The organism is Pseudomonas sp. PKS, assembly GCF_051913525.1.
GTDB lineage: Bacteria > Pseudomonadota > Gammaproteobacteria > Pseudomonadales > Pseudomonadaceae > Aquipseudomonas > Aquipseudomonas guariconensis_D.
The window spans coordinates 52744-70144 of the sequence record NZ_JBEGDO010000027.1 but is presented as its reverse complement, the minus strand read 5'-3'; the positions used below and the strand labels follow the sequence as shown (position 1 = coordinate 70144).

The 17401-nt window shown below is 62.0% G+C and carries 16 protein-coding genes; 13 read left to right on the top strand and 3 right to left on the bottom strand.

Annotation, left to right across the window (positions count from 1 at the left end):
• Nucleotides 1-73: 73 nt before the first annotated feature.
• Together ABOA88_RS21345 and ABOA88_RS21340 are read right to left on the bottom strand one after the other, a co-directional pair.
• Nucleotides 74-1294, bottom strand: coding sequence for a CaiB/BaiF CoA transferase family protein (locus ABOA88_RS21345; RefSeq protein ID WP_196170201.1), 1221 nt, complete (start codon nt 1292-1294; stop codon nt 74-76).
• A 14-nt stretch (nt 1295-1308) separates the two neighbouring features.
• Nucleotides 1309-2490 (bottom strand): acyl-CoA dehydrogenase, encoded by a 1182-nt coding sequence (locus tag ABOA88_RS21340; RefSeq protein ID WP_043207786.1) that lies wholly within the window; start codon nt 2488-2490, stop codon nt 1309-1311.
• A 163-nt stretch (nt 2491-2653) separates the two neighbouring features.
• On the opposite strand from ABOA88_RS21340, the gene ABOA88_RS21335 reads away from it, so the two are divergent.
• The 10 genes from ABOA88_RS21335 (at nt 2654) to ABOA88_RS21290 (ending at nt 12553) form a co-directional block, all read left to right on the top strand.
• A complete protein-coding gene (locus ABOA88_RS21335) occupies nt 2654-3571 on the top strand; it encodes a LysR family transcriptional regulator (RefSeq protein ID WP_196170202.1) in 918 nt (305 codons plus the stop codon).
• Nucleotides 3572-3990: 419 nt separating this feature from the next.
• Complete coding sequence (locus ABOA88_RS21330) at nt 3991-5112, top strand: Re/Si-specific NAD(P)(+) transhydrogenase subunit alpha (protein ID WP_367850527.1); 1122 nt, start codon at nt 3991-3993, stop codon at nt 5110-5112.
• A gap of 11 nt (nt 5113-5123) precedes the next feature.
• The gene (locus ABOA88_RS21325) at nt 5124-5438 is read left to right on the top strand and encodes an NAD(P) transhydrogenase subunit alpha (protein WP_070091410.1); all 315 of its coding nucleotides are present in this window, start codon (nt 5124-5126) and stop codon (nt 5436-5438) included.
• A 2-nt stretch (nt 5439-5440) separates the two neighbouring features.
• Entirely contained in the window at nt 5441-6877 is a 1437-nt protein-coding gene (locus tag ABOA88_RS21320) for an NAD(P)(+) transhydrogenase (Re/Si-specific) subunit beta (RefSeq protein ID WP_043207776.1), read from the top strand.
• A gap of 204 nt (nt 6878-7081) precedes the next feature.
• On the top strand, nt 7082-8575 hold the full coding sequence (locus ABOA88_RS21315) for an acetyl-CoA hydrolase/transferase family protein (RefSeq protein WP_070575815.1): 1494 nt from the start codon (nt 7082-7084) through the stop codon (nt 8573-8575).
• 375 nt (nt 8576-8950) lie between these two features.
• Nucleotides 8951-9166: a DUF1127 domain-containing protein gene (locus tag ABOA88_RS21310; protein ID WP_196170204.1), complete on the top strand. Its 216-nt coding sequence runs from the start codon at nt 8951-8953 to the stop codon at nt 9164-9166.
• A gap of 294 nt (nt 9167-9460) precedes the next feature.
• Nucleotides 9461-9778 carry a DUF2388 domain-containing protein gene (locus tag ABOA88_RS21305; protein ID WP_043207771.1) on the top strand — a complete coding sequence of 106 codons (318 nt, stop codon included), beginning with the start codon at nt 9461-9463 and terminating at the stop codon, nt 9776-9778.
• Nucleotides 9779-9947: 169 nt separating this feature from the next.
• Nucleotides 9948-10241 (top strand): DUF2388 domain-containing protein, encoded by a 294-nt coding sequence (locus ABOA88_RS21300; protein ID WP_196170206.1) that lies wholly within the window; start codon nt 9948-9950, stop codon nt 10239-10241.
• A 36-nt stretch (nt 10242-10277) separates the two neighbouring features.
• Nucleotides 10278-10598: a DUF2388 domain-containing protein gene (locus tag ABOA88_RS21295; RefSeq protein WP_043207767.1), complete on the top strand. Its 321-nt coding sequence runs from the start codon at nt 10278-10280 to the stop codon at nt 10596-10598.
• Nucleotides 10595-12553 carry a DUF7844 domain-containing protein gene (locus ABOA88_RS21290; RefSeq protein ID WP_196170207.1) on the top strand — a complete coding sequence of 653 codons (1959 nt, stop codon included), beginning with the start codon at nt 10595-10597 and terminating at the stop codon, nt 12551-12553. The genes ABOA88_RS21295 and ABOA88_RS21290 overlap by 4 nt, the downstream gene beginning before the upstream one ends.
• Nucleotides 12554-12664: 111 nt before the next feature.
• On the opposite strand, the gene ABOA88_RS21285 is transcribed toward ABOA88_RS21290, so the two are convergent.
• Nucleotides 12665-13066, bottom strand: a complete 402-nt coding sequence (locus tag ABOA88_RS21285; RefSeq protein WP_196170208.1) for a GFA family protein — start codon at nt 13064-13066, stop codon at nt 12665-12667.
• A gap of 269 nt (nt 13067-13335) precedes the next feature.
• On the opposite strand from ABOA88_RS21285, the gene ABOA88_RS21280 reads away from it, so the two are divergent.
• The 3 genes from ABOA88_RS21280 to ABOA88_RS21270 all read left to right on the top strand — a co-directional run bounded on the left by ABOA88_RS21280 (nt 13336) and on the right by ABOA88_RS21270 (nt 17396).
• Nucleotides 13336-14643 (top strand): CitMHS family transporter, encoded by a 1308-nt coding sequence (locus tag ABOA88_RS21280; RefSeq protein WP_043207764.1) that lies wholly within the window; start codon nt 13336-13338, stop codon nt 14641-14643.
• A gap of 69 nt (nt 14644-14712) precedes the next feature.
• A complete protein-coding gene (locus ABOA88_RS21275) occupies nt 14713-15483 on the top strand; it encodes a TerC family protein (RefSeq protein WP_043207762.1) in 771 nt (256 codons plus the stop codon).
• A 254-nt stretch (nt 15484-15737) separates the two neighbouring features.
• Complete coding sequence (locus tag ABOA88_RS21270) at nt 15738-17396, top strand: Na/Pi cotransporter family protein (RefSeq protein ID WP_196170209.1); 1659 nt, start codon at nt 15738-15740, stop codon at nt 17394-17396.
• Nucleotides 17397-17401 lie beyond the last annotated feature (5 nt).

Below are 17401 nucleotides of genomic sequence, written 5' to 3'. Positions count from 1 at the left end.
ACCTTAAAAGCGACTGAAAAGCAAAGCGGGGAGGCCTGACGGCCCCCCCGCTTCTGTCTATATAGAAGACGCTTCAGATCACCCCGGCACTTCTCAAGCGCTGCACCGCATCGACATCCATCCCCAACACTTGCGCCAATACTGCATTGGTGTGCTCACCGAGCAGTGGCGGCGCCTGGCGATACTCCACCGGCGTCTCGGACAACCGAATGGGACTGGCCACCTGAGGCACGGTACCCGCTAGTGGGTGAGCAATATCGAGCGCCAACCCACGCGCCAGCACCTGCGGATCCTGGAACATCTGCGCCAAGTCGTTGATCGGCCCGCAAGGCACGCCCGCCTTTTCCAACTCACTGACCCATTCAGCCGTGGTCTTGAATACCGTGGCCTGGCGAATCAACGGAATCAGCTCGGCGCGATGGGCCACACGCTGCTTATTGGTGGCAAACCTCGGGTCGTCTGCCCACTGTGGCTGGCCAGCCACTTCGGCAAACTTGCGGAACTGCCCATCGTTGCCCACGGTGAGGATGAAGTTGCCATCCGCCGTCGGGAAATCCTGATAAGGCACGATATTGGGGTGCGCATTGCCCAGCCGCCGTGGCGGGGTGCCCGTAGTCAGGTAGTTCATCGCCTGGTTGGCCAAGCAGGCCACTTGAACATCCAGCAACGCCATGTCCACATGCTGACCGACACCGGTCTGATCGCGGTAGGCGAGGGCAGCCAGGATCGCCACGGTCGAATACAACCCCGTCAGGATGTCGGTCAGGGCGACGCCCACCTTGATGGGCCCCGCGCCTTCTTCACCTTCCGGGCGGCCGGTCAGGCTCATCAGCCCGCCCAACCCTTGGATCATGAAGTCATATCCGGCCCGCTTGGCATAAGGGCCGGTCTGCCCGAAACCGGTGATGGAGCAATAGATGAGCTTGGGGTTGACCGCCTTCAGGCTCGCATAGTCCAGCCCATAGGCCGCCAGGCCGCCCACTTTGAAGTTCTCGATGACGATGTCGGACTTCGCCGCCAGCTCACGCACCAGGCGCTGGCCTTCAGGCTGGGTAAAGTCGATGGTCACCGACCGCTTGTTGCGGTTGGCCGATAGATAATAGGCCGCTTCGCTGGTGTTCTCACCCTGCGCGTCCTTGAGGAAGGGCGGCCCCCAGGAACGGGTATCGTCCCCCGTGCCCGGGCGCTCGACCTTGATCACATCAGCCCCAAGGTCGGCAAGGATCTGACCGGACCAAGGGCCCGCCAGCACGCGAGAAAGATCCAGCACCCGCAGATGTGATAGCGCACCCATGGCCAGCTCCTCTATCAATAGAACGCCTGGATTCCAGTCTGGGCACGACCCAGGATCAGCGCGTGCACATCGTGGGTACCTTCATAGGTGTTGACCACCTCGAGGTTGACCAGATGGCGGGCTACACCGAATTCGTCGGAGATACCGTTGCCACCAAGCATGTCACGCGCCATACGGGCGATGTCCAGGGCCTTGCCGCACGAGTTGCGCTTCATGATGGAGGTGATCTCCACCGCTGCGGTACCTTCGTCCTTCATCCGCCCCAAGCGCAGGCAGCCCTGGAGCGCCAGGGTGATCTCGGTCTGCATGTCGGCCAGCTTCTTCTGGATCAGCTGGTTGGCAGCCAACGGACGGCCGAACTGCTTGCGGTCCAGGGTGTATTGGCGAGCGGTGTGCCAGCAGGCCTCGGCTGCCCCCAGGGCGCCCCAGGAGATGCCATAGCGAGCGGAATTCAGGCAGGTGAACGGGCCTTTCAGACCACGCACTTCAGGGAACATGTTCTCTTCCGGCACGAACACGTTGTCCATGACGATTTCGCCGGTGATCGAGGCTCGCAGGCCGACCTTGCCGTGGATGGCCGGCGCGCTCAGGCCTTCCCAGCCCTTTTCGAGAATGAAGCCGCGGATGTCGCCGGCATCGTCCTTGGCCCATACCACGAAAACATCGGCGATCGGGCTGTTGGTGATCCACATCTTGCTGCCGGTGAGACGGTAGCCGCCATCGACCTTGCGCGCGCGGGTTATCATCGAGCCCGGGTCGGAGCCGTGGTTTGGCTCGGTCAGACCAAAGCAGCCGATCCACTCACCGGCGGCGAGCTTGGGCAGGTACTTCTGTTTCTGCGCTTCGCTGCCGAACTCGTTGATCGGCACCATCACCAGCGACGACTGAACGCTCATCATCGAGCGATAGCCAGAGTCGATGCGCTCCACCTCACGGGCAATCAGGCCATAGCACACGTAGTTCAAGCCGCTGCCACCGTATTCGACCGGGATAGTGGCGCCGAGCAGGCCGACTTCGCCCATTTCCCGGAAGATCGCCGGGTCGGTCTGCTCGTGGCGGAAGGCCTCCAGCACACGGGGCGCCAGCTTGTCCTGGGCGAACTGATAAGCGCTGTCACGGACCATGCGCTCTTCTTCAGTGAGCTGCTGGTCCAGCAGCAGCGGGTCGATCCAGTTGAAGCTTGCTTTACCGGCCATGAGCGAATACCTCGAAATAGGGAAGCTGAGTTTCTTGTGCCTTGATCCTAGGCCCGATCGGCCGTCTGGACAAACGAGGATTGCGCACCTTTTAGTGATATTTTCTCACTTCGTAAAACTGAAAAGCCCTAAATTCAAAGGCTGACAAGTGAGGTTGACGTACATGCGTCGTAAGATTCCCAGCACCACGGCATTGGTCTGCTTCGAGGCAGCCGCGCGCCACGAGAGCTTCACCAAGGCCGCCCAGGAACTGGCCCTGACTCAGGGTGCCGTCTGTCGGCAAATCGGAGGTCTGGAGGCTTTTCTGAATGTGGAGCTGTTCCGCCGCTCCCGCCGAGGGGTGAAATTGACCGAGGCGGGCTTGTCTTATAGTCGCCAGGTCGCGGCGCAGCTCGATGCGGTCGAGCGCGATACCTTGTCGGTAATGCGTCAGCAGGGTGCGAATGTGATCGAACTGGCCGTGGTACCGACTTTCGGCACGCAATGGCTGCTGCCACGCCTGAAGGACTTTCAGCAACGTCACCCGGACGTCACGGTGAACCTCACCAATCGCACGCGACCGTTCCTGTTCGCCGACACCGCCTTCGATGCGGCCATTTATTTCGGCGACGGGGACTGGTCCGGTACCCAATCCCACCGACTGATGGGCGAAAACCCTGTGCCCGTGTGCAGCCCGGCGTTGCTGGAGGGGCAGGGCAGCCTCGAGCCGCGACGCATCGCCGAGCTGCCGCTGCTGCAACAGACCACCCGACCCTACGCCTGGCGGCAATGGTTTGGGCACCTGGACATGGATGTTGAGCGCGACATGACAGGCCCGCGCTATGAGCTATTCTCAATGCTCGCCCAAGCCGCCATGCACGAGATGGGCATCGCCCTGATTCCGCCGTTCCTGATCCAGCGTGAGCTGGAGGAGGGCAGGCTGGTCATCGCGAACCGCCACGCTCTGGCCAGTGCCAAGGCCTATTACCTAATGATTCCAGACCGCAAGGTGGAATCGGCATCGCTGCGCGCCTTCCGCGATTGGCTGGTGCAACAGGCTGAGCACTACACCGCGACCCATCGTGACGACATGAAAACCTGACTCTGTAGTTAATTATTTTAAACACCTACAGATATAAGGATTTGTCGCTAATTAGAAAACTGTTCAGGTTGCGTCAAAAACGCCTTCAAACCGGCCAACCACGCGGCTTTCAGAGCTTATTTGCGACATCCACGAACGCATCCGCGAAACGCCTACAAAAAATTGCAGTTTTTACCTTAATCTCCGAATACCCTGTGTTTGACGGGCTGCTTCCAGCTTGTTGCGACATACGGTCACAGGGTGACTTGTAGTTTTGGCTTCGTATCGCTTCAGAACCGGTTGAAGCCCCTCCGGTTCGTCTGCAAAATGCTCGACCCGCCCCGGAACCGGCGGGTTCATGCTGAACGGCCGCACCAGACGCACCACCCGAAGTGCGCTGGCTTCAACAATGACAAAAGGTCACCGCAGGAGAATAAGTCGTGCACATTGGTGTTCCTCTCGAGACGCAGACGGGCGAAACGCGGGTCGCCGCCACCCCGGAAACCATCAAGAAGCTGGTTGGCCAGGGTCATCAGGTCACCGTCCAACGGGGGGCAGGGCTCAATGCCAGCATTCCGGACAGTGCCTATGAGGCCGCTGGCGCTTCCCTGGGCAACGCCGCCGATGCCTTCGGCGCGCAATTGGTGCTCAAGGTCGTCGCGCCCAGTGATCAGGAGCTTGCGCAGATCAACAGCGGCACGCTGCTGGTGGGCATGCTCAACCCGTTCAACAACGACATGATCGCCAAGATGGCCGAACGCGGTATCACCGCCTTCGCCCTCGAGGCGGCGCCACGCACTTCTCGCGCCCAAAGCCTCGACGTGTTGTCATCCCAGGCCAACATTGCCGGCTACAAGGCAGTGTTGCTGGCTGCCCATTACTATCCGCGCTTCATGCCTATGCTGATGACTGCTGCCGGTACGGTAAAAGCCGCCCGTGTACTGATTCTTGGCGCCGGTGTCGCAGGCTTGCAGGCCATTGCCACAGCCAAGCGTCTGGGTGCGGTGATCGAGGCGTCGGACGTACGCCCGGCCGTGAAGGAGCAGATCGAGTCCCTGGGCGCCAAGTTCATCGACGTGCCCTACGAAACCGACGAGGAGCGTGAATGCGCCGAAGGCGTCGGTGGCTACGCCCGCCCCATGCCAGCCAGCTGGATGCAACGCCAGGCCCAGGCCGTGCACGAGCGCGCCAAGCAGGCCGATATCGTCATCACCACCGCGCTGATCCCCGGGCGCAAGGCGCCGACACTGCTCAGTGCCGAAACCGTGGCCCAGATGAAGCCCGGCGCCGTGGTCATCGACCTGGCCGCCGCCCAGGGCGGTAACTGCCCGCTGACCGTAGCGGATCAGGTGGTGATGGCACAGGGCGTGACCATCGTCGGCCCGACCAACCTGCCAGCTCAGGTCGCTGCCGATGCCTCGGCGCTGTACGCACGCAATCTGCTGGACTTCATGAAGCTGCTGTTCGACAAGGACGGCGCGCTGGTGATCAACCTCGAAGACGACATCGTCGCCGCGTGCCTGATGTGCCGCGACGGCCAGGTCGTGCGCAAGAACGGTTAAGGAGCACGACAATGGAAGATATGCTGATTTCCCATGGCATCTACAACCTGATCATCTTCGTGCTGGCCATCTATGTGGGATACCACGTGGTCTGGAACGTCACCCCGGCGCTGCACACACCACTGATGGCCGTCACCAACGCCATCTCCGCGATCGTCATCGTGGGCGCCATGCTGGCCGCCGCGCTGACCGTGACCCCGGCAGGCAAGATCATGGGCACCCTGGCCGTGGCGCTGGCGGCGGTCAACGTGTTCGGTGGCTTCCTGGTCACCCGCCGCATGCTGGAAATGTTCAAGAAGAAAACCAAGAACGAGGGGCAGAAGTAAGCATGAGCATGAATCTGGTAACGCTTCTCTACCTGGTCGCCTCCGTCTGCTTCATCCAGGCGCTCAAGGGCCTGTCGCACCCGACCACCTCGCGCCGGGGTAACCTGTTCGGCATGATCGGCATGGGGATCGCGATCCTCACCACGGTCGGCCTCATCTACAAGCTGGGTGCAGAGCTGGCGACTGCTGGCATCGGCTACGTGATCGTCGGCCTGTTGATCGGCGGCAGCGCCGGTTCGATCATGGCCAAGCGCGTCGAGATGACCAAGATGCCGGAGCTGGTGGCCTTCATGCACAGCATGATCGGTCTGGCAGCGGTGTTCATCGCCATCGCCGCGGTGCTCGAGCCGCAGTCGCTGGGCATCGTCGCCAGCATCAGCGACCCGATCCCCACCGGTAACCGCCTGGAGCTGTTCCTCGGTGCGGCCATCGGTGCGATCACCTTCTCCGGCTCGGTCATCGCCTTTGGCAAGCTGTCGGGCAAGTACAAGTTCCGCCTGTTCCAAGGCGCACCGGTACAGTTCACCGGGCAGCACAAGCTGAACTTGATCCTGGGCCTGGCCACCATTGCCTTGGGCCTGCTGTTCACCTTCACTGGCCATTACAGTGCCTTCACCCTGATGCTCGCCTTGGCGTTCATCATGGGCGTGCTGATCATTATTCCGATCGGTGGCGCCGACATGCCGGTGGTGGTGTCCATGCTCAACAGCTATTCGGGTTGGGCAGCGGCCGGTATCGGCTTCTCGCTGAACAACTCGATGCTGATCATCGCCGGCTCCCTGGTCGGCTCCAGCGGTGCGATCCTCTCGTACATCATGTGCAAGGCGATGAACCGTTCGTTCTTCAACGTCATCCTCGGCGGCTTCGGCGCCGATGCCGATGCCGGCGCCAGCGCAGGCTCCCAGGAGCAGCGTCCGGTGAAGTCCGGATCGGCCGACGACGCAACCTTCCTGCTGAGCAACGCCGACAGCGTGATCATCGTGCCTGGCTACGGCCTGGCGGTGGCCCGCGCCCAGCACGCGCTCAAGGAACTGACCGAGAAGCTGACCCACAACGGCGTGACCGTTAAATACGCAATCCACCCGGTGGCGGGGCGCATGCCTGGGCACATGAACGTGCTGCTGGCCGAAGCCGAGGTGCCGTACGACCAGGTCTTCGAGATGGAAGACATCAACGCCGAGTTCGGCCAGGCCGATGTTGTGCTGGTGCTGGGCGCCAACGACGTGGTGAACCCGGCAGCGAAGAACGACCCCAAGTCGCCGATCGCCGGCATGCCGATCCTCGAGGCGTTCAAGGCCAAGACCATCATCGTCAACAAGCGCTCCATGGCCAGCGGCTACGCAGGCCTGGACAACGAACTGTTCTACCTGGACAAGACCATGATGGTGTTCGGGGATGCCAAGAAGGTGATCGAGGACATGGTCAAGGCCGTGGAATGATCGCCGGACTCACCTGCACTTATATATAGAAGCGCAGGCCATCCCATAAAACCCCCGGGTGTCATGCCCGGGGGTTTTTCGTTTGCATGATCCAGATCAACGGCTCTAAATCCAGCCTTCGCCTACGACCATGGTCGTGGGACGGCAACGGGCGAAATCTCTAGACTGCGCTCCAGTAGCTTCAGTAGCCCGAGATAACAATCCATGTACCGTGATCGTATCCGCTTGTCCTCCCTGCACAGCAAGGTAATGAGTGCGGCTGATGCCGCTGGCCTGATCCAGGACGGCATGACCGTCGGCATGAGCGGCTTCACCCGCGCCGGCGAAGCCAAGGCCGTGCCGCATGCCCTGGCCGAACGCGCCAAGCAGTCGCCCCTGAAGATCAGCCTGATGACTGGCGCCAGCCTGGGCAACGACCTGGACAAGCAGCTGACCGAGGCTGGCGTGCTCGCCCGCCGCATGCCGTTCCAAGTGGACAGCACCCTGCGCAAGGCCATCAACGACGGCCAGGTGATGTTCATCGACCAGCACTTGTCGGAAACCGTCGAGCAACTGCGCAACCAGCAACTCAAGCTGCCGGACATCGCGGTCATCGAGGCCGTGGCGATCACCGAGCAAGGCCACATCGTTCCGACCACATCCGTAGGTAACTCGGCCAGCTTCGCGATCTTCGCCAAGCAGGTGATAGTCGAGATCAACCTGTCGCACAACGCCAACCTCGAAGGCTTGCACGACATCTATATCCCGACCTACCGTCCGACCCGTACCCCTATTCCGCTGGTGAAAGTCGATGACCGCATCGGCAGCACCGCGATCCCGATCGACCCGGCCAAGATCGTCGGCATCGTGATCAGCGACCAACCCGACTCGCCGTCCACCGTGCTGCCGCCGGACGACGAAACCCAGGCCATCGCCGACCACCTGATCGACTTCTTGAAGCGAGAAGTGGATGCCGGCCGCATGACCAACAAGCTCGGCCCACTGCAGGCCGGCATCGGCAGCATCGCCAACGCGGTCATGTGCGGCCTGATCGAGTCGCCGTTCGAAGACCTGACCATGTACTCCGAAGTGCTGCAGGACTCGACCTTCGATCTGATCGACGCCGGCAAGCTGCGCTTTGCCTCGGGCAGCTCGATCACCCTGTCGACCCGCCGCAACGCAGATGTATTCGGCAACCTGGAGCGCTACAAGGACAAGCTCGTCCTGCGTCCACAGGAAATCTCCAACCATCCCGAAGTGGTGCGTCGCCTGGGCATCATCGGTATCAACACCGCGTTGGAGTTCGACATCTATGGCAACGTCAACTCCACTCACGTCTGTGGCACCAAGATGATGAATGGCATTGGCGGCTCCGGCGATTTCGCCCGCAACGCCCACCTGGCCGTATTCGTCACCAAATCGATCGCCAAAGGCGGCGCGATCTCCAGCGTGGTGCCAATGGTCAGCCACGTGGACCACACCGAGCATGACGTGGACATCCTCGTCACCGAGCAAGGCCTGGCTGACCTGCGTGGCCTGGCACCGCGCGAACGCGCACGGGCGATCATCGACAACTGCGTGCACCCGGACTACCGCGCCGCGCTGAACGACTATTTCGACCGCGCCTGCCAGCGTGGCGGCCACACCCCGCACATTCTGCGCGAGGCGTTGAGCTGGCACGAAAACCTGGAAGAAAGCGGTCGCATGCTCGCCAGCTGATCCAGCACAGCCTGCCTGAACCTTTCGCGGTAACAGCCCGTCCTCACCTACGTGGGGGCGGGCTGTTACCGCGATTGCATTCTGACCCATACAGTCTGTTGGCCTGCCTCGTCTAATACCAACAAAAACTGTACTACTGTACCTGTAAAAACATCACTTTTGCGTTGTCACAAATTCCAACCGCGCCGTTTTTGCACCAAACAAGTGCGCACCAGTACAGTTTCGCCAATTTCGAGTGCAACAGTCGGCTTGGACAGTTAACTGAGTGATCGCAATACTGGTTAACTGTATCTACTGTTCTGGACAGCAGAGGAGGATCATTGGCATCAGTTAAATCACTACCTAATGCCGCCATAAGCGGAAGGATGACACATCATGGAACGTACCCTCAGTTCCGATCTGGTTTTCGAAAACAACGCTCAAGCCTCCCACGCTTCGCTGCCTCTGCGCGCGCTGTCGACCCTGCTGCTGTGGCAGCGTCGTATCAGCAGCCGCCGTCAGCTGGCTCGCCTGGACGGTCGTCTGCTGGCTGACGCCGGTATCACCGAGTCCCAGCGTTACGAAGAGCTGAGCAAGCCGTTCTGGCGCTAAGCCCGGGCTCGCTGGCCTCGGCCGGCGCCCGAGAATTTCAAAAGCCCGTCGTGGGAAACCGCGACGGGCTTTTTGTTTGCAGGGCTCTAGTGCACAGCCTCCAGCGCCAACAGGTACAGTTTTACTAATCATAAAACATACCATAACAGTTCCCCGCGAAGCCCGTGCAGTTGGCCTCTGCATCGCCGTCGCGTGATACGCTTCATTCAGCCGCTTGGTTGAAAGCATCGCGACGAGCCGAGCGTGCGGCAAATAACCAGAACCACCCAGACCCTTACGCAGGAGTCCACGACCATGTCCCGTAAACACCTCATCGGCGCCGCCCTGCTGCTGGCCCTGGCCGGCACTGCCAACGCCACCAGCTTCGTCGTCACCACCGACACGGTCGTGCGCGGCGTAGCCGCCTCCACCGATGCCACCTCCGATCTCTCTTCGTCGTTCCGTGACAGCAAGATCGTCCAGGCTGCCCGTGACGATGCCGCGACCTTCGTCGGCAGCGAAGGCGCGATCCGCGGCGCCAAGCTCGAAAGCGCGTTCATCCATATCCGCCAGCAGCTGCCAAGCCTGCAAGCCAGCGACGCGCAACTGGCCCAGGCCATCCTTGCGCTCTGACGCTGCCTACCCAGCGCGGGCAAGCCCCAAGATGCTGCTCAATGCCAGTGAAAGGGGCTTTCCCCCGCGAAAGGGCTGCACACCGACCCCATTCAAACCGGACACACTGGCCTTGGCCGACATATCCGGGGTAGCCTTCGCCGTTCACCTCCATCGCCTTCAGAACTCCATGCGTTATTCGTTGCCGTTACTGTTCGCCCTCATCGGCGTGGGAAGCGCCCATGCCATGGATGTCAGCACCCAGAGCCTGGTCGCCAGCGGTTACGTCACCAGCAAGGTGACCTCCGCGCCGTTCGACCGCAAGCTGGTCATCCAGGCCCGCGACGACGCCGCAGCCTTCGTGGCCACCGACGGCCAGATCCGCAGTGCCCGTCTGCAGGCGGCACTCGATTCGCTGCGACATGCCCATGCGTTCCATTCTGTCGGTGACCGTGAACTGGCCGAGGCAATTCTCGTCCAATAAACATATCTGACTCCTTGTATCTTCCGGAGATGCTCCATGCGTAAACCGCTGATCGCCGCTGCCCTCGGCATGCTGTTGCTGGCCGACCTGGCCCAGGCACAAACCCTGGTGGCCACCAGCAATATCATCGTCCGTGCCTTTGGCCGTTCGATCGATTTCACCTCTGACACCACGACGTCCATCCGCGATTCCAAAGTGGTGCAACAAGCCCACGACGATGCCGCCAGTTTCGTCGCCAGCAATGGCGAGATCCGCGGCGCGCAACTGGAGGCCGCCTTCGACACCCTTCGTCAGCGCGTCCCAGAAGCACGCGACGCCAGCGACCAGGTACTGGCCGAAGCCATCCTCGCCCTGTGAGCCACGTGCGTGCCTGGCTGCTGGGCTGCGTCCTGACGCTGCTCGGCACGCCCGCCCTGGCCGGCCTGCAGCTCGAGCTGCAGGCTACCGGCCTCGACCTTCAACAGCAGCAGGCCTCCCAAGCCCTGCTCGACGAGGCCATGGGCAAGCTTCCCCCCCGTTTCAAGCAGCAACTGGATCGACGCATCCAGGTCAGCTGGAGCGAGCGCATGCCTGCCGACGCCTATGGCCAGGCGTCGCCGGTCGCGACGCTTGAGCTGAACCGCCGTCTGCTGCCCAGCCTTACCGATGGCAGCGCGGCCAAAAAGCAGACCAACCGCCCCCATGGCACGGTCCGTCAGGAGCTGCTGGCCACCGTGCTTCACGAACTGACGCACATCTACGACCGCGCCCGCCTTTGGCCCGGGGCCGAACGCCAGGTGATCACCCGCTGCAAGCGCCAGCAGGGCACCTTGGGCAAGATCGGCCTGCCTGAGCAGTGCCGAGGCCAGGCTGAACGGCGCTTTACCCTGAGCGATGACCCGCGCCTGCTCGACCTGGCCGGGTGGCCCCAGTATGTCGGCCGCCGCGGCGAACGCGAGCAACACAATGGCCAACTGGCCCGCAGCCCTGACAGCTACGAGCTGAGCAGCCCCAAGGAGTTCGTTGCGGTCAACATGGAGTACTTCCTCCTCGACCCGAGCTATGCCTGCCGCCGCCCCGCGCTGAATCAATACCTGCGCGACCACTTCGGCTGGGCTCCGCAGCAGAACACCTGCGTCAGCGGTCTGCCATTTCTCAATGCCGGAACCGACTTCGCCCGCCAGCCTCTGGGCGAGATCGACCCGCAGAGGGTCTATGAGGTCGATTACCTGCTGGCCGAAGCCAACCAGAACTGGGTGAGCCGTTGGGGCCACAGCATGTTGCGCCTGGTGATCTGCGCCCCTGGCAGGCCTCGTGGCCCAGACTGCCGGCTGGACCTGGACCAACACTTGGTGCTGTCATACCGGGCGTTCGTCAATGACGTGCAGTTGTCCAGCTGGGACGGCCTGACCGGTGCCTACCCTTCGCGATTGTTCGTGCTGCCACTGAGCCAGGTGATCGACGAGTACACCAAGACCGAACTGCGCAGCCTGGCGTCGATCCCGCTCAAGCTCAGCCGTCAAGAGGTTGAAAGCCTGGTGCGCCAGGCTGCGGAGATTCACTGGAGCTATGACGGCAACTATTACTTCCTGTCCAACAATTGTGCGGTCGAGTCCCTGAAACTGCTGCGCAGTGGCACTGGCAATCCACGGCTGAACGATCTGGACAGCATCATGCCCAACGGCCTTCTGGAAGTACTCAAAGGGCGGGGGCTGGCCGATACCAGTGTCCTGGATGACCCACGTGAGGCCCTGCGCCTGGGCTATCGCTTCGACTCCTACCGCGAGCGCTACCAGGCCATGTTCGATGTGCTGAAGAAACAGCTGCCGATCAAGCAGGACAACGTCGAAGACTGGTTGGCCCTGGATGCCAAAGACCGCAGTACCTGGTTCCAGCAGGCAGACCTGCGCACCAGCGCCGCGTTGTTGCTGCTCGAACAGGCCAGCCTTCGCCGCCAGCTGCTGCTGGCCCAGGACGAGGTCAAACAGCGCTACCTGAACGCCACCGCCCTCAAGGACGGCAGTATCTCCAAGGCCAACGACACCTTGCAGAAGATGCTCGCCAACAGCGGCTTCCTCAGCCGGCCGGCGGAGTTGCTGGAAAACAAGGGCTATGGCTTGCCACAGCCAGAAGAGCGCAAGCAGCTCGAGAAGATCAGTAGCGAGCGCCAGGCCCAATTGCTGCGCCTGAGCACCGATCTGGACAAGGAAGTACGGGCACTGCTCGAGCCTTCGCGGGCCAACGAGATCGCGGCGGTGGAGGCCAATGTGAAGCAGATCGGCGTGCATTTGAGGGAACTGCACAAAGCCGCGGGTGGTTTGCAGCTTCCTTGATCCCGCTCGGGACGATGACGCCTCGTTCGCGGGTAACCCCGCTCCCGCAGGATTCACCGCAGACCAGGTGATAGCGGGCTCACCCGCGAACAACCCATCCGTTCCCCGCCATCAAGTGCTCTCCTGCGCCTCTCCAGGCAAATCCTCATCCAGATGCAACCACGGCAACCGGCTGCTGGTCCAGATGTGTCGGTTGGCCCGCACCCGTTCCGGGTGGTCCAGGGTCGCTACCGTCACGTCGATGCTATCGGGGCTGTGCAGCGTCACCAGCGCCACATGAGCCCCGCAGTTGGTGCAAAAGTAACGGCTGCAACTGGCCGGGGCGACATAACAACCCGGCGTCCCCGTGAGCCACATGAAATCGTCGCGGGGCAAGGTAAGCCAGGTCACCACCAGACCACCGCTGACGCGCCTGCAGATCGAGCAGTGGCAATGGGCGATATCCGTCAGCTCGCCTTGCAGGCGATAGCGCAGGGCGCCGCAATGGCAGCCACCTTCCATAACATCGGGCATCGGCACTACCTCCTGTCGCCTGGTTCCAGCCGAAAGCTGGCTGAAAGCTTCCGCCAATAGGATAGCCCCACCACCGGCAGCAGACCGGTCAGCCAGGGCACCCGGAAGTTTCCGCGCCCGGCCCAATCAACAACAACAATGGTGATACCCGATGTTTTCCTGTGCCCGCCTGTTCGCTGTACCCCTCCGGCTACTCCCCGCGCAGCGCCTGACGCGCTGACCCGCCCGAATCGACTTTCCTTTCGCAGCGCACCGCCTGGAGTACCGCCATGCTGACCTTCCTCGGCTTCGCCATGGTCATTTCGTTCATGTACCTGATCATGACCAAGCGCCTGTCGGCCTTGATCGCCCTGATCCTGGTACCGATCCTGTTCGCCCTGTTCGGTGGCTTCTACAGCCATATCGGCCCCATGATGCTCGAAGGCATCAGCAAGCTCGCGCCCACCGGCGTCATGCTGATGTTCGCCATTCTCTACTTCGCCCTGATGATCGACTCCGGCCTGTTCGACCCGGCCGTGCGCAAGATCCTCAAGCTGGTCAAAGGTGACCCGCTCAAAGTGTCGGTCGGCACCGCGGCGCTGGCGCTGGTGGTCTCGCTCGACGGTGACGGCGCCACCACCTACATGATCTGCTGCGCCGCCATGCTGCCGCTCTACAGCCGCCTGGGAATGAGCCCGCGGATCATGGCCGGCCTGATCATCCTCGCGGGCGGCGTGATGAACATGACCCCCTGGGGCGGCCCCACCGCTCGTGCCGCCAGCGCCCTGCATGTCGACCCGTCCGACATCTTCGTGCCGATGATCCCGGCCATGGCGTTCGGCGTGGTGGCGATCCTGGCCATCGCTTACCTCTACGGCAAGCGCGAACGGGCCCGGCTGGGCGAACTGCACCTGCCCACCGACGACATCGACCACAGCGAGATCACCGTTTCGCAGTTCCCGGAAGCCCGTCGGCCCAAGCTGATCTGGTTCAACGGCGCCCTGACCGCCGCGCTGATGGTCGCCCTGATCGCTGGCGCCTTGCCGCTGCCGGTGCTGTTCATGATCGCCTTCAGCATCGCGATGATCGTCAACTACCCGTGCCTGCAGCAGCAAAAAGACCGCATCGCCGCCCACGCAGGCAGCGTGCTGGCCGTGACCGGGCTGATTTTCGCCGCGGGTATCTTCACCGGCATCCTCTCTGGCACTGGCATGGTCGAAGCCATGTCCAAGAGTCTGTTGGCGGTGATTCCCGACGCACTCGGGCCGTACCTGGCGGTAATCACGGCGATCGTCAGCATGCCGTTCACCTTCTTCATGTCCAACGACGCCTTCTACTACGGGGTTCTCCCGGTACTCTCCGAAGCGGCCAGCCACTATGGCATCACTCCGGTAGAAATGGCCCGCGCGTCGATCGTCGGACAGCCGGTACACCTGCTGAGCCCCTTGGTACCCTCTACCTACCTGCTGGTGGCTCTGGCGGGTATCGAATTCGGCGATCACCAGCGCTTCACGCTCAAGTGGGCAGTACTCGTGTGCCTGTGCATAATGCTCGCCGCGCTGCTCATGGGGATCTTCCCGCTGTTCAGCAGTCTGTAAGAAACGCGCACTATTCAACCGCGACGCACCCGCCTGGGTGCGTCGCCCTTATCGTTCAAAGGAAAACACATGGAATGGCTGACCAGCCCGGAAATCTGGGTTGCCTTTTTTACTCTTACGGCGCTTGAGATCGTTCTCGGTATCGACAACATCATCATGATCTCGATCCTGGTCAGCCGCATGCCCAAGCACATGCAGCCGCGCACGCGGATCTTCGGCCTGGCCCTGGCCATGGTCACCCGCATCATGCTGCTGCTGTCGATCACCTGGGTGATGCGCTTGACCGACGACCTGTTCGTCATCTTCGAGCAGGGCATCTCGGGGCGTGACCTGATCCTGTTCTTCGGTGGCCTGTTCCTGCTCTGGAAGAGCTCCCAAGAGATCTACCACGGCCTCGAAGGCGAGGACGAAAACGCGGAAGAGCCCAAGGGCGCAGGCGGCAAGTTCTTCTACACCATTATCCAGATCGCCATCATCGACATCGTGTTCTCGCTGGACTCGGTGATCACTGCCGTGGGCATGGTCTCCCACGTACCGGTGATGATCGCCGCGATCATCGTTGCCGTACTGGTGATGATGCTCTGCGCCGGCACCATCAGCGAGTTCATCGACAAGCACCCGTCGCTGAAAATGCTGGCCCTGTCGTTCCTGATCGTGGTCGGTACAGTGCTGATTGCCGAATCCTTCGACGTGCATGTACCAAAAGGCTACGTCTACTTCGCCATGGCGTTCTCCCTGGCGGTCGAGGCGATCAACATCCGCATGCGCACCGCCTTGGCACGAAAACAAGGCAAGGAGCATGAACCGGTGAAACTGCGCAAAGACATTCCGGGTCAATAAGATCAGGAAGCGCAAGAAAGAAAGGGCCCTTCGGGGTCCTTTCTCGTTTCTGGCGCGAAGTTCCCTCGGGTTGATGACAGCCCTTTCATGACTCAAATGTTTCAAATGCCTGGCGAGCATGCGAAGCTGGCGGCAGGTCCGCAAAACAACTAAAGCTTCAGTGAGCCCCAAAAAACAGCCCACCCCCGGGCCCGGCTCACAGCTTCACCTATTGGCCCCAGCCTGGGGCACAAGGCAACAAGGGGGCCCAGAACATGCTGACCCTGCTCAACTTGCTGTCCGCCGTGGCCTTGCTGGTGTGGGGCACGCATATCGTGCGTACCGGCATCCTGCGCGTGTACGGCTCAAACCTGCGTCGTGTGCTCAGCCAGAACATGAGCAAGCGCCCGCTGGCCTTTGTCGCCGGCATCGTGGTCACCGCCATGGTGCAGAGCAGCAACGCCACCGCGATGCTGGTGACCTCGTTCGTGGGGCAGGGCTTGATGGCCATGACCCCGGCACTGGCGATCATGCTGGGCGCCGACGTGGGCACCGCGCTGATGGCGCGGGTGCTGACCTTCGACCTGTCGTGGCTGTCGCCACTGCTGATCTTCCTCGGGGTGATCTTCTTCCTCTCGCGCAAACAGACCCGCGCCGGCCAGCTCGGGCGCGTGGGCATCGGCCTGGGCCTGATCATCCTGGCCCTGCAACTGATCGTGCAGGCTGCCGCGCCGATCACCCATGCCCAGGGTGTACGAGTGCTGTTCGCCTCGCTGACCGGCGACATCATGCTCGATGCCCTGGTGGGCGCCTTGTTCGCCCTGGTGTCCTATTCCAGCCTGGCCGCCGTGCTACTCACCGCCACCCTCGCGGGCGCCGAAGTCATCAGCTTGCCGGTGGCGATCGGCCTGGTGGTGGGCGCCAACATCGGCAGCGGCCTGCTGGCCTTCCTGACCACCAGCATGCAGAACTCCGCCGGCCGCCGGGTCGCCCTGGGCAGCCTGCTGTACAAATTGATCGGCCTGGTACTGATCATTCCCGTGCTGCATCCGCTGGTGGACTGGATGGACTCGCTGACTTTCAGCCCCCAGGAGCTGGTGATCGGCTTCCACCTGCTCTACAACACGCTGCGCTGCCTGGTCATGCTGCCCACGGTCAAACCCATGGGTCGGTTGTGCAGTTGGTTACTGCCAGAACGCGAGAACGGCAATGGGCCGATCAAGGCACGCCACCTGGACGCCACCGCCCTGAGCACACCGAGCCTGGCCCTGGCCAACGCCGCCCGCGAAACCCTGCGCCTAGGCGATATCGTCGACAACCTGCTCGAAGCCATGCTCGGCGCGCTACGCGGCACCCAGACCGCACTGCCTCAGCAAGTGCGCGCCCTGGGCGAGGATGCCGAAGCCTTGTACAGCGCCATCAAGCTGTACCTGGCACAGATGTCCCGGGAAGACCTGAGCGAACAGGACAACCGGCGCTGGGCAGAGATCATCGAGCTGGCCATCAACCTCAAGCTCGCCAGCGACCTGATCGAGCGCATGCTGCGCAAAGTCCAACAGCAAAAGACCTCGCAGCGCCGGGAGTTTTCCCAAGTCGGGCTGGAAGAACTCACTGGCCTTCAGGAACAGTTGCTGGCCAACCTGCGCCTGGGCTTGTCGGTGTTCCTCAGTGCAGACCCCGAGAGTGCGCGCTTGCTGCTGCGCGAGAAGCGCCGTTTCCGCGCACAGGAGCGGCGCCTGGCCCACGCACATGTCAGCCGCCTGCAACGTAAAGTGGTGCAGAGTATCGAAACCAGTTCGCTACACTTGGAGCTGATCGCCGACATGAAGCGATTGAACTCTTTGTTCTGCAGCAGTGCCTATGTCGTACTGGGCGGCGCGGATACGGGCGGACTTCTGCTCGACAGCGTGCCGGACGAGGCCCGCCTGTCCTGAAACTC

Coding starts and splice junctions, on each gene's coding strand:
- ABOA88_RS21345 (WP_196170201.1), bottom strand. CDS start 1,294: ATGGGTGCGCTATCACATCTGCGGGTGCTGGATCTTTCTCGCGTGCTG.
- ABOA88_RS21320 (WP_043207776.1), top strand. CDS start 5,441: ATGAGCATGAATCTGGTAACGCTTCTCTACCTGGTCGCCTCCGTCTGC.
- ABOA88_RS21335 (WP_196170202.1), top strand. CDS start 2,654: ATGCGTCGTAAGATTCCCAGCACCACGGCATTGGTCTGCTTCGAGGCA.
- ABOA88_RS21275 (WP_043207762.1), top strand. CDS start 14,713: ATGGAATGGCTGACCAGCCCGGAAATCTGGGTTGCCTTTTTTACTCTT.
- ABOA88_RS21295 (WP_043207767.1), top strand. CDS start 10,278: ATGCGTAAACCGCTGATCGCCGCTGCCCTCGGCATGCTGTTGCTGGCC.
- ABOA88_RS21325 (WP_070091410.1), top strand. CDS start 5,124: ATGGAAGATATGCTGATTTCCCATGGCATCTACAACCTGATCATCTTC.
- ABOA88_RS21315 (WP_070575815.1), top strand. CDS start 7,082: ATGTACCGTGATCGTATCCGCTTGTCCTCCCTGCACAGCAAGGTAATG.
- ABOA88_RS21285 (WP_196170208.1), bottom strand. CDS start 13,066: ATGCCCGATGTTATGGAAGGTGGCTGCCATTGCGGCGCCCTGCGCTAT.
- ABOA88_RS21270 (WP_196170209.1), top strand. CDS start 15,738: ATGCTGACCCTGCTCAACTTGCTGTCCGCCGTGGCCTTGCTGGTGTGG.
- ABOA88_RS21305 (WP_043207771.1), top strand. CDS start 9,461: ATGTCCCGTAAACACCTCATCGGCGCCGCCCTGCTGCTGGCCCTGGCC.
- ABOA88_RS21310 (WP_196170204.1), top strand. CDS start 8,951: ATGGAACGTACCCTCAGTTCCGATCTGGTTTTCGAAAACAACGCTCAA.
- ABOA88_RS21340 (WP_043207786.1), bottom strand. CDS start 2,490: ATGGCCGGTAAAGCAAGCTTCAACTGGATCGACCCGCTGCTGCTGGAC.
- ABOA88_RS21300 (WP_196170206.1), top strand. CDS start 9,948: ATGCGTTATTCGTTGCCGTTACTGTTCGCCCTCATCGGCGTGGGAAGC.
- ABOA88_RS21280 (WP_043207764.1), top strand. CDS start 13,336: ATGCTGACCTTCCTCGGCTTCGCCATGGTCATTTCGTTCATGTACCTG.